The following is a 14,888-nucleotide window of genomic DNA, read 5'->3' as shown; positions in this document are numbered from 1 at the left end:
AGTACGACTATTGCGGATAACTATTACGAACACGACAATAGACGCATCGAACAACAATCGGATGCCATAGAGATGCTAAAAGAATATCGCTGCGGAAAGTGCAGACGGTTGCTCGCACGCCTTGGCAAATCGACTGAAGCACAGATCAAGTGCCCGCGTTGCGGCGCCTTGAACCACCTGAAGACCGAGAGTCTCAAAATAGCGCCTTTGAGCCCACCACTTAAAATTGAGCAATGGTGATTATATGGTTAGCTATCTTAAGCCTCGTGAACAACTTTCAGCTGGACAAAGCCTCAGCTCCCCTAACGGACAGTACAGCCTGCATATGCAAACCGATGGAAACCTCGTGCTGTACAAAAACAACAACGAGGTAAAATGGGCAACATATACGAACACGAAAGGCGGAGTACGTGCCGTCATGGAGTTCAACCTAAACATCTACAACAATTCAAATACCGCCGTATTTTCCACAAATATCAAGACACCAGTTTTATTCGAGAGCTTTAAGGACAGAGCATATCTTCAAGTCCAAGATGACGGCAATTTAGTAATTTATAGTGACGAGGCAATTTGGGGTTACGTGACACTGAAACAGCCCGACCCTAACCAAGTCAATCTATACATTCCATCTGGGACGACAATTCTTCCAGGAACCACCTACTCAAACGGTGACTACCGTATGGCTTTCCAAACGGATGGCAACTTAGTCATCTACAAGGGTGCTAGCACAGTAGTCTGGGCTACTTACACCCAAGGCAAGGGAGCGCTGAAGGCTGTAATCCAAGGCGATGGTAATTTCGTAATTTATGGAGCAAACAACAGAGTCCTATGGCATAGCAATACACCTGAACGCCCAGGCTCATATCTAAACTTCACCAACTATGGGAGGCTATTCGTAAATCAACCAAAACCGATATGGGGCCTCTTTGGAGTGCCCGCATACAAGCCTGTCAGGGTAATCGAACCCAGCGAACCCCGGACATTCCCGATTTACATCTGGAATACTTAAAGCCGCACATAGCAAGGGCTCACACCACATGAGGCCTTGCTATGTAGGAAGTCCGCATCGTCTAGACAAAACTCTCATCGACGGCATATTCATACGTGAGCTCACCTATAAAAAATCCGAACGCCAAAAATTTGCAGTGGCTCTGTTGGAGCCCCTGCAATGCCGCCCCACACTTGTGCTGTTATGAGCGCGTACATAGCCCGCGAAACCAGCAGCTATATATCTACTAACAACTCACGCACAGGAGCAAACGAACGCCGGTGAATAGGCGTGGGGCCCAGGCGCCTGAGGGCTTCGAGGTGCACCGGAGTCGGGTAGCCCTTGTGCCCGCCAATCCCGTAGCCGGGGTACTGCGCTTCCATTTCCTGCATCTCGCGGTCGCGGCTGACCTTGGCCAGGATCGAGGCGGCGGCGATAGCCGGGACCTTGGCGTCGCCCTGCACGACCGGTGCCGAGGGGACTTTCAGCTTGGGGCAACGATTACCGTCGATCAGCGCCAGTTTCGGCGTGACGCTGAGGCCTTCCACCGCACGCTGCATGGCGAGCATGGTGGCGTGGAGGATGTTGAGCTGGTCGATTTCATGCACGTCGGCACGGGCAATGCACCAGGCCAGCGCCTTCTCGCGGATTTCCTCGAACAGCGCCTCGCGACGGGCCTCACTGAGCTTCTTGGAATCGTTGAGGCCCTTGATCGGACGCGCGGGGTCCAGGATCACCGCTGCTGTGACTACCGGCCCGCACAGCGGACCACGGCCGACTTCGTCGACACCGGCAACCAGTTCTTCCACCAGGGTGAAATCCAGGCCCATCTGCATCAGCGTTTCTCCACCAGGGCGAGCACCGCTTCGGCGGCCTGCGCCGACGCATCCTGGCGCAGGGCGCGATGGATGGCATCGAAGGATTCGGTTTGCACACTGCCATCATCGAGCAGCGGCAGCAGCGTGGCGGCCAGCGCCTCGGGGGTTGCCGCGTCCTGGATCAGTTCCGGCACCAACAGACGGCCGGCCAGCAGGTTCGGCAGTGAAATATAGGGGCTTTTCACCAGGCGCTTGAGGATGCGGTAGGTCATCGGCGCCACCTTGTAGGCGACGACCATCGGCCGCTTGTACAACAGCGCTTCCAAGGTGGCGGTGCCAGAGGCAATCAGCACAGCATCGCAGGCGGCCAGGGCCTCGTGGGAAGCGCCGTCGAGCAACTGCACCGGCAAGTCGCGGCCGGCGAGCATTTCTTCGATTTGCACCCGGCGCTCAGGACTGGCGCAGGGCAGCACGAACCTCAGGCCAGGGCGATCCTGCAGCAGGCGCTGGGCAGTATCGAGGAACAGCGCACCGAGCTTACCGACCTCCCCTCCCCGGCTGCCGGGCAGGAGCGCAACGACACTGTCGCCCTCGGGAAGGCCGAGACGCACGCGCGCACCGGCACGATCAGCCTCCAGCGGAATAGTGTTGGCCAGCGGGTGGCCGACGAAACGCACCGGGACCGCATGCTCTTCATAGAAGCGCGCCTCGAAGGGGAACAGTGCGAGCATCAGGTCGCAGGCGTCCTTGATCTTCAGCACACGCTTCTGTCGCCAGGCCCAGACTGATGGACTGACGTAGTGCACCGTGCGAATGCCAGCACGGCGCAGCTTCAATTCGATGTTCAGGTTGAAGTCCGGCGCATCGATGCCGATGAACACGTCCGGCTTGGCAGCGATCAGCATCTGCACCAGGTCCTTGCGCCGGCGCAGCAGTTCGCGCAGGCGGCCAAGTACCTCGACCAGGCCCATGACCGCCAGGCGCTCCATCGGGAAATGCGATTGCAGCCCTTCGGCCTGCATGCGCGGACCGCCGACACCGATGAACTCGATATCGGGGTGGCGCTGCTTGAGTGCCTGCATGAGGCCGGAGCCGAGGATATCGCCGGACGCCTCGCCCGCGACCAGGGCGACGCGCAGCTTGCGTGCGGTCGGTTGCATGGTCAGCGGGTGATGCCGCGGGTGGAGCTCTGGATGGAGTCACGGAACACCGCGACTTCCGGGAACTGCTCGGAGGCTTCCGCCAACTCGGCAAGTGCCTCGTCCACGGTCAGCCCCTGGCGGTAGACCACCTTGTAGGCTCGACGCAGCGCCTGGATCGACTCGGCGCTGAAACCACGGCGGCGCAAGCCCTCGAAGTTCATGCTGCGGGCCTCGGCAGGGTTGCCGAAGACCGTGACATAGGCCGGTACGTCCTTGCCGATGGTGGTGCCCATGCCGGAGAAGGCGTGGGCGCCGATGCGGCAGAACTGGTGCACCAGGGTGTAACCGGAAAGAATTGCCCAGTCATCCACGTGAACATGCCCCGCCAGTGCGGTGTTATTCACGAGGATGCAATGGTTGCCGATCACACTGTCATGACCGACATGAACATAGGCCATGAACAGGTTATGGTCGCCGATGGTGGTTTCCGAGCGGTCCTGGATAGTGCCGCGATGGATAGTGACACCCTCGCGGATCACGTTGTGATCGCCGATCACCAGGCGAGTCGGTTCGCCCTTGTACTTCAGGTCGGGGGTATCTTCACCCACGCTGGAGAACTGGAAAATCCGATTGTGCCTGCCGATCTTCGTGGGGCCTTTGACCACCACGTGGGGACCGATCACCGTACCTTCGCCGATCTCCACATCCGGCCCGACCATGGACCAGGGGCCCACTTCTACGTCGTCAGCCAGCTTTGCGCGCGGGTCGATGATGGCGCGAGGATCGATCAAACTCATAGTTTGCGTTCCGCACAGATAATTTCAGCCGAGCACACCGCCTTGTCATCGACGGTCGCGTGGCAATCGAACTTCCAGATGCCGCGCTTGACGCTGATGAACTGGGCGTTGAGCTGCAGCTGGTCGCCCGGCAGCACCGGCTGGCGGAAGCGCAGCTTGTCGGAGCCGACGAAGTAATACAGGGTACCGTCGGCCGGCTTCACATCGAGCATCTTGAAACCGAGGATGCCGGCAGCCTGCGCCATCGCCTCGATGATCAGCACGCCCGGCATGATCGGGTGCTGCGGGAAGTGGCCATTGAAGAACGGCTCGTTGATGCTGACATTCTTGTAGGCGCGAATGCGCTTGGCCTCGATGTCCAGCTCCACCACCCGATCCACCAGCAGGAAAGGGTAGCGATGAGGCAGGTATTCGCGAATCTCGTTGATGTCCATCATGTTCAGGGGAGCCTGTTCAGAAAAGGGAAACGCCAAAAAATGCGTGGATCACGCATCTGATGGAGCGTCTCCGCTTGGGGTCACGGCGGCCAGGCGCTTTTCCAGCTGCTGCAGACGACGGGCCATGTCATCCAGCTGACGAATGCGCGCGGCACTCTTCTTCCATTCAGCCGCAGGCTGCATGGCGGTACCGGAGGAGTAGGAACCCGGTTCGGTGATCGAACGGGTCACCATGGTCATCCCGGTGACGAAGACGTTGTCGCAGATCTCGATATGGCCCACCAGGCCGACGCCACCAGCGAGCATGCAATGCTTGCCGATCTTGGCGCTGCCGGAAATTCCGCAGCAGCCGGCCATGGCGGTGTGATCACCGATCTGCACGTTGTGGGCGATCATGATCTGGTTGTCCAGCTTCACGCCGTTGCCCACGATGGTATCGGACAGCGCACCGCGGTCGATGGTGGTGTTGGCGCCGATCTCGACGTCATCCCCCAGGGTCACGCCGCCTATCTGCGCGATCTTCTGCCAGATACCCTGGTGGTTGGCGAAGCCGAAGCCCTCGCCCCCCAGCACGGCGCCGGACTGGATCACCACGCGCTTGCCGATACGCACGTCGTGGTAAAGCGTCACGCGCGGCGCAAGCCAGCCGCCCTCGCCGATCACGCTGCGCGCACCAACGAAGCAGTGGGCGCCGATGGTGACGTTCGCGCCGATTTGCGCGCCCGCCTCAATCACGGCATAGGGACCGACACTGGCGCTCGCATCGACCTGCGCACCTTCATCAACCACCGCGGTGGGATGAATGCCAACCGCCGCCTTGGGCTTGCGATCGAACTGATGGGACAGGCCGGCATAGGCCAGGTACGGATTGGGGACAATCAGTGCATTACCGGCGAAGCCTTCGGCATCAGCGGCAGTCAGCAGAATGGCGCTGGCCTGGCTGTCGGCTAGGAACTTGCGGTACTGCGGATTGGCCAGGAAGCTCAGTTGGCCGGCGCCTGCATCCTTCAGGGTAGCCAGCCCGCTGATCACCTGAGCGGGATCGCCGCGCAACTCGGCATCGAGTTGCGCGGCCAGTTCGGCGAGAGTAAAGGACAGCTCGGTCATCATCAGCGCAGTTGATTCATGCGCTCGATGACTTGGCGGGTGATGTCGTACTGCGGCTTCACGTCAACCACGGCACCACGCTCGACCACGAGATCATAACCACCTTTCTTGATGGTTTCCTCGACGGCCTGGTCCAGCTTCGGCTTGAGCTTCTTCAGCATGTCGCGGTCAGCAACGGCCTTGGCTTCGTTCAGCTCCTTGGACTGGAACTGGAAGTCACGAGCCTTCTGCTTGAAGTCACCTTCGGCCTTTTCACGCTCGGCGTTGGACATCTTGCTGCCGCCGTTGACCAGCTTGTCCTGCAGGGCCTTGGCATCGGTTTCCAGGGCCTTGAGCTTGGTCAGTTGGGGGCCGAACTTCTTCTCGGCGTCGACGGCATACTGCTTGGCCGAATCGGACTCGAGGAGTGCCATCTGATAGTTGAGCACCGCGATCTTCATGTCGGCGAACGCGGGGCTCGCTGCCAGGGCGGCGGTGATCAGGACGAACTGGGTCAACTTACGCACAATGCACTCCTGCACAAAGCATGGTTGTCAATACAACGATACGGCCAATTAGAAGGTCTGTCCCAGGGAGAACTGGAAGATCTGGGTCTCGGCGTTGTCCGGCTTCTTGATCGGAGTCGCCAGGCTGAAGCTCAGCGGACCCAGAGCGGTGATCCAGGTCAGGCCCACACCGGCAGACATCGCCATGTCCTGGAACTTGACGCCATCGCAGCCCTGGGTGGTCGAGATAGGACAATCGGTGTCGAACACGTTACCGATGTCGTAGAACAGCACGGTCCGCAGTTGGCGCTGATCCTTCACGAAGGGCAGCGGGAACAGCAGTTCGGCGCCACCGGTGATCAGGATGTTACCACCGAAGGCTTCCGGATCCTGATCCGGGTCGGTGTAGCGGCCTTGGTCATCCGGCCCATCACCGTTGTTACGAGCTTTACTGGGCGTACTACGCGGACCAAGGGAGCTGTCCTTGAAGCCACGCACCGAGTTGAAGCCACCGGCGTAGTAGTTCTCGTAGAACGGCAGGCGGTCGGTATCACCATAGGCACCGCCATAACCGAGCTCGGTATGGAAGCGCATGGTGTAGTTCTCGGTGAGCGGGGCAAAGATCTGGCCGCGGTAGTCGAGCTTGTAGAACGACAGGTCGCTACCCGGAACAGTGGTTTCCAGCACCAGGCTCTGCGAGTGACCACGGTTGGCCAGCACACCCTTGTTCAGGGTAGATTCGGACCAGCCGATGGACGCCTTGAAGTTGGTGAAGCTGTCGCCTTCCTTCTCGATGAAGTCGAAGATTTCATCCACGGTGTAGGCGCCGGTATCGATGTCGTCGCGCTGCACGGTCAGGCCGTAGGTCAGGCGCGAGGTCTCGCTGATCGGGTAGCCAATGCTGACACCGGCACCCAGGCTGTTCACCGAGTAGCTGGAAACGTCGACGTCGAGCTGGTCGTAGTCGGTCTTGCGGTAGAAGGCGTTGTAACCCAGGCTCACACCATCGACGGTCCAGTAGGGGTCGACGAAGCCAAAGTTATAACGGGTCTGGTAGTCGGACTTGGTCAGGCCGATGCTGACCTTGTTACCGGTACCCAGGAAGTTGTTCTGGCTGATGGAGCCGCCAAGGATCAGGCCGGCGCTCTGGGCGAAGCCCACGCTGGCGGTGATCGAGCCGGACGGCTGTTCTTCCACGCTGTAGTTGACGTCGACCTGGTCGTCGGTGCCTGGAACGGCCGGGGTCTCGACGTTGACTTCCTTGAAGTAGCCCAGGCGCTCCAGGCGCTGCTTGGACTGGTCGATCAGGTAGGTCGAGGCCCAGCCGCCTTCCATCTGGCGCATTTCGCGACGGAGAACTTCATCCTCGGTCTTGGTGTTGCCACGGAAGTTGATGCGGTTGACGTAGGCGCGCTTGCCCGGGTCGACCACGTAGGTGATCGACACGGTCTTGTTCTCGTCGTTCGGCTCGGGAACGCCGTTGACGTTGGCGAAGGTGTAGCCCTCGTTACCCAGGCGGCGGGTGATCAGGTCGGAGGTAGTGGTCATCACCTTGCGGGAGAACACCTGGCCCTTCTTCACCAGCAGCAGCTTCTTCACTTCCTCTTCCGGTACCTTCAGGTCGCCAGAGAGCTTCACGTCGCTGACGGTGTACTTCTCACCTTCGTTGACGTTGACGGTGATGTAGACGTGCTTCTTGTCGGGGGTGATGGACACCTGGGTGGAGGCGATATCCATGTGGATGTAGCCGCGGTCCAGGTAGTAGGAACGCAGGCGTTCCAGGTCGCCGGAGAGCTTCTCGCGGGAATACTTGTCGTCGTTCTTGAAGAAGGACAGCCAGTTGGTGGTCTTCAGCTCGAACAGGTCGGTCAGGTCTTCCTCGGAGAAGACGGTGTTGCCCACCACGTTGACATGGGCGATGGCCGCCACGGTGCCTTCGTTGATGTTGATCTTCAGCGCGACACGGTTGCGCGGCTGCGGCACCACTTCGGTCTCGATCTCCGCGGAGTAGCGGCCCTGGGCCACGTACTGGCGCTGCAGTTCGTTACGCACGCCCTCGAGGGTCGCACGCTGGAAGATTTCGCCTTCGGAAAGGCCGGACTGCTTCAGACCCTTCATCAGGTCCTCGGTGGTGATCGCCTTGTTGCCCTCGATCTCGATGCTGGAGATGGACGGACGCTCGACCACGTTGACGATCAGCACATTGCCATCACGGCTGAGCTGGATGTCCTGGAAGAAACCGGTCTTGAACAGCGAGCGGGTCGCTTCGACCAGGCGGCGATCGTCGATCTGCTCGCCGACGTTCAGCGGCAGCGCCGCGAACACGCTGCCGGCAGACACGCGCTGCAGGCCGTTGACCCGGATATCGGAAACAGTGAAGGACTCGGCGTGAACCTGGGCGATCATCAGCGCGGAAAGGGCCGCGGGAAGCAGAAAGCGTTTCATGGAGTCCTTTTATTCCAACTGACAAATAGAGAATCTGCCGCAAATGGCGGCAGATCCGAAAACCAATGGGCGGTTACAGTCGACTCAGATCGTTGACCAGGGCCAACAACATGACCCCGACTACCAGGCTGATGCCAATCTGCATCCCCCAAGCCTGGACCCGCTCCGACAATGGGCGACCTCGCACCCACTCGACCATGTAGAACAGCAGATGCCCGCCATCGAGAACGGGAATCGGCAACAGGTTGAGAACCCCCAAGCTGATGCTCAGATAAGCGAGGAAATGCAGAAAATCCCCTACGCCTGACTGGGCTGAAGCGCCCGCCACTTTAGCAATGGTTATCGGCCCGCTCAAGTTTTTTACCGAGAGCTGCCCAAGCACCATTTTCTTTAGAGAATCCAGAGTTAGCAGGCTCATGGACCAGGTTCGGGAGAGTGCCTGCCCGACCGCCGCCACCGGCCCATAGCTCACTTCGCGGAGCATTTCCGGCGGCCATTGTCCACCTGCGACACCAGCCCCCAGGTAACCGGTGCGGGCCTTGCCCTCGCCTTTGGCTGCCAGGGTCAGGGCAAGTTCCTCGCGCTGACCGGCGCGCTCGATGCCCAGCGTGACCTTGCCCTCGGGCATGGCGCGAACACGCGAGACGACTTCCTGCCAATCCGTGACCGACTGGCCATCCAGACTGACAAGTCGGTCACCAATCTGCAGACCGGCGGCCTTGGCAGGCCCCTTGTCATCCAGCTCGGCGATCACCGGTGCGACAGCAGGTCGCCAGGGCTGGATCCCCAGACCACCGATGGGATCAGGATTGTCTTCGTTCTTCAGCCAGGAACTGATGCGCACCTGGTGCACCGCGGGAACGCTCGAACCCTGTTCCAGCACTGCAACACTCAGCTCGCCGGTTTCACCGAGACGGCGCACCAGCTGCAGGTTCACGCTGCTCCAGCCATCGACGGCTTCACCGTCCACCGCAACCACTTCCTGGCCGGAGGCCAGGCCAGCCAGCGCCGCTGGGCTATCCGCCACCACCGAGCCGATGATCGGCTTGATCTGCTGGCTGCCGAGCATGGCCAGGACCCAGAAGAACAGGATGGCCAGCAGGAAGTTGGCCACCGGACCGGCGGCAACAATGGCGATACGCTGGAACACGGTCTTGCGGTTGAAGGCGCGGTCGAGCAGCTCGGCGGGAACATCGCCCTCGCGCTCGTCGAGCATCTTCACGTAGCCGCCCAGGGGGATAGCGGCAACGACAAATTCGGTGCCCTGGCGATCATGCCAGCGCACCAGCGGCGTACCGAAACCGACGGAAAAGCGCAGGACCTTGACCCCGCAGCGCCGTGCAACCCAGAAATGTCCGAACTCGTGGAAGGTGACCAGTACGCCCAGGGCGACAATCAGTCCCACCACCATATAAAGGGCGCTCATCGCTACCTCCTCGGGCTCAATGCCCGCGCTCCTGCAACCACGCCTGTGCGGCGCCGCGTGCACGCTGGTCGGCCGCCAGCACCGCATCGAGCGATTCGACCGGCGTGTGCGCCTCGCGGTTCAGCACTTCGTCGATGATAACCGGGATATCCGTGAAGCGGATGCGCCGCTCAAGGAACGCAGCAACGGCCACCTCGTTCGCCGCATTGAGCATCGCCGGCACGCCGCCGCCCGCCTCGGCCGCCTGGCGCGCCAGGCGCAGACAGGGGAAACGCTGCTCGTCGGGCGCGCTGAAGTCCAGGCGGGCAATGGAAAACAGATCGAGCGGCGAAACACCCGAATCGATTCGCTGCGGCCAGGCCAGCGCGTGGGCAATCGGCGTACGCATATCCGGGTTGCCCAACTGGGCCAGCACCGAGCCATCGACGTAGTCCACCAGAGAGTGGATCACGCTCTGCGGGTGGATCACCACCTCGACCTTCGATGGCGCGGCATCAAACAGCCAGCAGGCCTCGATCAGCTCCAGGCCTTTGTTCATCATGCTGGCCGAATCGACGGAAATCTTCCGCCCCATCGACCAGTTGGGGTGCGCACAGGCCTGCTCGGGCGACACCCGGGCCAGCTGCTCCAATGGGGTTTCGCGGAACGGCCCGCCCGAAGCGGTCAGCAGGATGCGACGCACGCCAACCTCACCCAGGCCGCGAGCATAGTCCGCCGGCATGCACTGGAAGATCGCGTTGTGCTCGCTATCGATGGGCAGCAGCACGGCGCCGCTGGCGCGAACGGCATTCATGAACAGTGCGCCGGACATCACCAGCGCCTCTTTATTGGCCAGCAATACCCGCTTGCCGGCCTCGACGGCCGCCAGGGTCGGCTTCAGGCCGGCGGCGCCGACGATGGCGGCCATCACCGCGTCCACATCGGGATGCGCGGAAATCTCGCAGAGCCCAGCCTCCCCCACCAGCACCCTGGCCTCGAGCCCCGCCGAAGCGAGGCGATCCTGCAGGTTACGCGCCTGCTCAACCTCTGGCACGACCACGAATCGCGGCCGGTGACGAAGGCAAAGCGCCTCGAGCTCGGCCAGGCGGGAGAAGCCGCTGAGCGCGAAGACGCGGTAACGATCAGGGTGACGCCCGATGACGTCGAGGGTACTGAGGCCGATCGAACCGGTCGCCCCCAGCACAGTGATCCACTGCGGATGGCTCACGGCGTACCCCAGCCTACGGCCCAGAGCAGCGCGGTGAATACCGGGATCGCTGCGGTCAGGCTGTCGATGCGGTCAAGCACGCCTCCATGGCCCGGCAGCAGGTTGCTGCTGTCCTTGAGGCCGGCCTGGCGCTTGAACATGCTTTCGGTGAGGTCACCGATGACCGACAAGGCCACCACGATGGCCGCACAAGGCAACGCCAGCAACAGCTCGCGAACCGTCCAGTCACGATAGATGGAGACGGCGACGGTAATCGCCAGACACAGCGCCATGCCCCCGAAGAAACCTTCCCAGCTCTTGCCCGGACTGACGCGCGGAGCGAGCTTGCGCTTGCCGAAGGCCTTGCCGGAGAAGTAGGCACCGATGTCGGCGGCCCAGACCAGCACCATCACGGCGACGATCAGCCAGTTGGACAGCGGCCATTGCTTGAGCAGCACCAGCCCTTGCCAGGCCGGCAGCAGGATCAACAGGCCGATCAGCAAGCGGCGCCAACGGCCGCCCCAGCTCGATGCACTGTCCGGGTAGGTCAGCACCATGATGGTCGCCAGGCCCCACCAGAGCAGCGCCAACACCAGCACGCCGCCCGCCAGTTGCGGCAGCCAGGCCAATACCAGCATCAGCACGGCGACCAGCGCAGCGTAAGCAACACGGGCAGCCTGCTCGTTGTAACCAGCCAGACGCGCCCATTCCCAGGCACCAAGGCTCACCACCAGACCGATGAACAGCGAGAACGCCGCGCCATCGAGCAGGAAGAAACCACCCAGCGCGATCGGCAACAGGATCAGCGCCGTGATGATTCGTTGTTTCAACATGACGGGGGTGCCTCGGCCTCGACCTGCTCGCTGGTCTTGCCGAAGCGGCGCTGACGAGAGGCGTAGTCCTGCAACGCAGCCTGCATGGCTTCGTGCTTGAAATCGGGCCAGTAGAGATCGGAGAAATACAGCTCGGCGTAGGCCAGCTGCCACAGAAGGAAGTTGCTGATGCGATGTTCGCCACCGGTGCGGATGCACAGGTCGGGCAATGGCTGATCGCCAGTGGAGAGGCAACCCTGGATCAGCTCCGGGGTGATGTCATCCGCCGACAGATGGCCGGCCTGCACTTCACGAGCGAGACGCTGGGCCGCCTGGGTGATATCCCACTGGCCGCCATAGTTCGCCGCCACCTGCAACAACATGCTGCTGCCATTGGCGGTCAACGCCTCGGCCTCGCGCATCGCTGCCTGCAATTCAGGAGCGAAGCGGCTGCGATCACCGATGATGCGCAGGCGAATGCCATTGGCGCTGAGCTTGCGCACCTCACGGCGCAGGGCCATGAGGAACAGCTCCATCAGCGCACCGACCTCATCGGCCGGGCGCTGCCAGTTCTCGCTGGAGAAGGCGAACAGCGTCAGCACTTCGACGCCTGCCTCGGCGCAGGTCTTGATCACCGCACGAACGGCGTCCACGCCAGCCTTGTGTCCGGCGACACCAGGCATGAAGCGCTTCTTCGCCCAGCGATTGTTGCCGTCCATGATGATCGCCACGTGCCGAGGCACGGGCGTCACCTGCTTGGTCTTTTCCATGACGAGAGCCCGGCCGTCAGACGGCCATCAGGTCCGCTTCCTTGGCCTCGAGGGCCTTTTCGATCTCGGCGACAAACTTGTCGGTGATCTTCTGCACATCGTCACCAGCGCGACGCTCTTCGTCCTCGCTGATTTCTTTTTCTTTCTGCAGGTCTTTCAGCTGAGCCAGCGCGTCGCGGCGGATATTGCGCACGGAAACGCGGGCCTGCTCGGCCTCGGCGCGAGCCTGCTTGGTGAAGCCCTTGCGGGTTTCTTCGGTCAGGGCCGGCATCGGCACGCGAATGGTGGTGCCGGCGGTGGCCGGGTTCAGGCCCAGGTCGGAAGTCATGATGGCCTTCTCGACTGCCTGGATCATGCTCTTGTCGAAGACGCTGAGAGCCAGGGTGCGGGAGTCTTCAACGGTGACGTTGGCGACCTGGCGCAGCGGAGTGTCGGAACCGTAGTAGGACACCATCACGCTATCCAGGATGCTCGGGTGGGCACGGCCGGTACGAATCTTGGCGAAGGCATGGCCCAGGGCTTCCAGGGTTTTGCCCATACGATCCTGTGCTTCCTTCTTGATCTCGTTGATCATCTCAATCCTCCTCGATCAGGGTGCCTTCAGCACCACCTACAACAATATTCAGCAGCGCGCCGGGCTTGTTCATGTTGAACACGCGCAGCGGCATTTTCTGGTCCCGGCACAGGCAGATGGCGGTGAGATCCATCACACCCAGCTTGCGATCGAGCACTTCGTCGTACGTCAGACGTTCGAACTTCTCGGCATTCGGGTCCTTGAACGGGTCGGCAGTGTACACGCCGTCCACCTTGGTCGCCTTGAGTACTACGTCAGCATCTATTTCGATGGCGCGCAGGCAGGCGGCGGAATCGGTGGTGAAGAACGGGTTGCCGGTACCGGCGGAGAAGATCACCACTTCGCCACTTTTCAGGTGGCGCATGGCCTTGCGGCGGTCGTAGTGATCGGTCACGCCGACCATGGAAATGGCGGACATGACGATGGCGGTGATGTTGGAGCGCTCCAGGGCATCACGCATGGCCAGGCCGTTCATCACGGTGGCGAGCATGCCCATGTGGTCGCCGGTGACACGATCCATGCCGGCTGCGGACAGCGCCGCGCCACGGAACAGGTTGCCACCACCGATCACCAGGCCGACCTGCACGCCGATACCGACGAGCTGGCCGATCTCCAGCGCCATGCGGTCCAGCACCTTGGGATCGATGCCGAACTCCTCGGAGCCCATCAGGGCTTCGCCGCTCAATTTTAGAAGAATGCGTTTATAGCGAGGTTGACGAGCGCTCAGCTGCTGAGCCATGACCTTTTTCTCCTGCGGCGATTGAATACTGTGCGCCTTGTGGGCGCCTGGCGGAAAGCTTGGACCAGCCAGCCTTACGGCGCCTTTAAACCCGCCTGGCGGGCCTGCGCCGTGGAAACCGCCCCTTTTGGCTTCCCCAGTTTGGCAAAGAGGCCGCGCGCGTTAGCGGGCAGCCTCTTGCGGGGCGACAGTCGTGAGACTGTCTATTACTGCTTGGAAGCGGCTACTTGAGCAGCAACCTCGGCAGCAAAGTCGGCTTCGACTTTCTCGATGCCTTCGCCTACTTCGAAGCGAACGAAGGAAACGATTTCAGCGCCGGCTTTCTTGGCCAGGTCACCGACCTTGACTTCCGGATCCTTGACGAACGCTTGCTCGACCAGGCTGGCTTCGGCCAGGAACTTCGAGATACGGCCCTTGACCATGTTCTCGACGATGTTTTCCGGCTTGCCGGCGATCTTGTCGGCGTTCAGAGCGAGGAAGATTTCCTTCTCTTTGGCAACGGCTTCTTCGGAAACCTGCGACGGATCGAGGAACTGCGGGTTGCTGGCAGCGATGTGCATGGCGATGTCACGAGCCAGTTCAGCGTTGCCGCCCTTCAGGGTGACCAGAACGCCGATGCGGTGGCCGTGCAGGTAGGCGCCAACCACGTCACCTTCGGCGCGAGCCAGACGACGGATGTTGACGTTCTCGCCGCACTTGGCGACCAGGGCTTCACGGGCCGACTCTTGTTCCGCGATCAGCGGAGCGGCGTCGGTCAGCTTCTGGGCAACGGCCTTGTCCAGGCTGGCAGCCACGAAGTTCTTGAAGTCGTCCTGCAGGGCCAGGAAGTCGGTCTGCGAGTTGACTTCGATGATGGTAGCGGACTTGGCATCATCAGCCACTTTGGCGGCGATGGCGCCTTCGGCGGCAATGTTGCCGGCCTTCTTGGCTGCCTTGATGGCGCCGGAAGCGCGCATGTCGTCGATGGCTTTCTCGATATCGCCTTCGGCGGCTACCAGTGCCTTCTTGCACTCCATCATGCCCTGGCCGGTACGCTCACGCAGTTCCTTGACCAGTGCTGCAGTAATTTCTGCCATTTCGAAATCCTCTTGAGTTGCTCTCAAAACCAGATCGCCCGGCTACCCGGGCGGAATTTACAGGGTGGCAAAAAGGGGGCCTAGCC

16 protein-coding genes are annotated in these 14,888 nt (G+C 61.3%); 2 read left to right on the top strand and 14 right to left on the bottom strand.

The features are described 5' to 3' along the window. The first annotated feature begins 72 nt into the window (after window positions 1–72). Both L6D89_RS00705 and L6D89_RS00700 read left to right on the top strand, forming a co-directional pair. Window positions 73–240 (top strand): Com family DNA-binding transcriptional regulator, encoded by a 168-nt coding sequence (locus tag L6D89_RS00705; protein ID WP_236198455.1) that lies wholly within the window; start codon window positions 73–75, stop codon window positions 238–240. Window positions 241–244: 4 nt separating this feature from the next. Next, window positions 245–1,009: a hypothetical protein gene (locus L6D89_RS00700; RefSeq protein WP_236198454.1), complete on the top strand. Its 765-nt coding sequence runs from the start codon at window positions 245–247 to the stop codon at window positions 1,007–1,009. Between the two features lie 215 nt (window positions 1,010–1,224). Here L6D89_RS00700 and rnhB read toward each other — a convergent pair whose 3' ends face one another. The 14 genes from rnhB to tsf all read right to left on the bottom strand — a co-directional run bounded on the left by rnhB (window position 1,225) and on the right by tsf (window position 14,802). After that, window positions 1,225–1,824: a ribonuclease HII gene (gene rnhB / locus L6D89_RS00695; RefSeq protein WP_236198453.1), complete on the bottom strand. Its 600-nt coding sequence runs from the start codon at window positions 1,822–1,824 to the stop codon at window positions 1,225–1,227. Continuing rightward, window positions 1,824–2,966, bottom strand: a complete 1,143-nt coding sequence (gene lpxB / locus L6D89_RS00690) for a lipid-A-disaccharide synthase (RefSeq protein WP_236173089.1) — start codon at window positions 2,964–2,966, stop codon at window positions 1,824–1,826. Before lpxB ends, rnhB begins: the two co-directional genes overlap by 1 nt. Window positions 2,967–2,968: 2 nt before the next feature. Then, window positions 2,969–3,745 (bottom strand): acyl-ACP--UDP-N-acetylglucosamine O-acyltransferase, encoded by a 777-nt coding sequence (gene lpxA / locus L6D89_RS00685; RefSeq protein ID WP_236173090.1) that lies wholly within the window; start codon window positions 3,743–3,745, stop codon window positions 2,969–2,971. Next, on the bottom strand, window positions 3,742–4,182 hold the full coding sequence (gene fabZ / locus L6D89_RS00680; protein ID WP_236173091.1) for a 3-hydroxyacyl-ACP dehydratase FabZ: 441 nt from the start codon (window positions 4,180–4,182) through the stop codon (window positions 3,742–3,744). Before fabZ ends, lpxA begins: the two co-directional genes overlap by 4 nt. 48 nt (window positions 4,183–4,230) lie before the next feature. Beyond that, the gene (gene lpxD, locus L6D89_RS00675; protein WP_236198452.1) at window positions 4,231–5,292 is read right to left on the bottom strand and encodes a UDP-3-O-(3-hydroxymyristoyl)glucosamine N-acyltransferase; all 1,062 of its coding nucleotides are present in this window, start codon (window positions 5,290–5,292) and stop codon (window positions 4,231–4,233) included. Beyond that, window positions 5,292–5,795 (bottom strand): OmpH family outer membrane protein, encoded by a 504-nt coding sequence (locus L6D89_RS00670; RefSeq protein ID WP_045210010.1) that lies wholly within the window; start codon window positions 5,793–5,795, stop codon window positions 5,292–5,294. Before L6D89_RS00670 ends, lpxD begins: the two co-directional genes overlap by 1 nt. Window positions 5,796–5,843: 48 nt before the next feature. Continuing rightward, a complete protein-coding gene (gene bamA, locus L6D89_RS00665) occupies window positions 5,844–8,219 on the bottom strand; it encodes an outer membrane protein assembly factor BamA (RefSeq protein WP_236198451.1) in 2,376 nt (791 codons plus the stop codon). Window positions 8,220–8,292: 73 nt separating this feature from the next. Continuing rightward, complete coding sequence (rseP, locus tag L6D89_RS00660) at window positions 8,293–9,645, bottom strand: sigma E protease regulator RseP (RefSeq protein WP_236173094.1); 1,353 nt, start codon at window positions 9,643–9,645, stop codon at window positions 8,293–8,295. 16 nt (window positions 9,646–9,661) lie between these two features. After that, entirely contained in the window at window positions 9,662–10,852 is a 1,191-nt protein-coding gene (gene ispC / locus L6D89_RS00655; protein WP_236198450.1) for a 1-deoxy-D-xylulose-5-phosphate reductoisomerase, read from the bottom strand. Then, window positions 10,849–11,664 (bottom strand): phosphatidate cytidylyltransferase, encoded by an 816-nt coding sequence (locus tag L6D89_RS00650; protein WP_236198449.1) that lies wholly within the window; start codon window positions 11,662–11,664, stop codon window positions 10,849–10,851. Before L6D89_RS00650 ends, ispC begins: the two co-directional genes overlap by 4 nt. Beyond that, complete coding sequence (uppS, locus tag L6D89_RS00645) at window positions 11,658–12,413, bottom strand: polyprenyl diphosphate synthase (protein WP_236173097.1); 756 nt, start codon at window positions 12,411–12,413, stop codon at window positions 11,658–11,660. Before uppS ends, L6D89_RS00650 begins: the two co-directional genes overlap by 7 nt. A 16-nt stretch (window positions 12,414–12,429) precedes the next feature. Continuing rightward, the gene (gene frr / locus L6D89_RS00640) at window positions 12,430–12,987 is read right to left on the bottom strand and encodes a ribosome recycling factor (protein ID WP_045210004.1); all 558 of its coding nucleotides are present in this window, start codon (window positions 12,985–12,987) and stop codon (window positions 12,430–12,432) included. Between the two features lies 1 nt (window position 12,988). Further along, window positions 12,989–13,726 carry a UMP kinase gene (gene pyrH, locus L6D89_RS00635; protein ID WP_017521181.1) on the bottom strand — a complete coding sequence of 246 codons (738 nt, stop codon included), beginning with the start codon at window positions 13,724–13,726 and terminating at the stop codon, window positions 12,989–12,991. A gap of 206 nt (window positions 13,727–13,932) precedes the next feature. Beyond that, window positions 13,933–14,802: a translation elongation factor Ts gene (gene tsf / locus L6D89_RS00630; RefSeq protein WP_024766084.1), complete on the bottom strand. Its 870-nt coding sequence runs from the start codon at window positions 14,800–14,802 to the stop codon at window positions 13,933–13,935. Window positions 14,803–14,888 lie beyond the last annotated feature (86 nt).

This window comes from Pseudomonas pseudonitroreducens (assembly GCF_021603645.1).
GTDB classification, from domain to species: Bacteria; Pseudomonadota; Gammaproteobacteria; order Pseudomonadales; family Pseudomonadaceae; genus Pseudomonas; species Pseudomonas pseudonitroreducens.
Note: the sequence above shows the minus strand (reverse complement) of the source record. Positions and strands in the feature narration are given on the sequence as shown.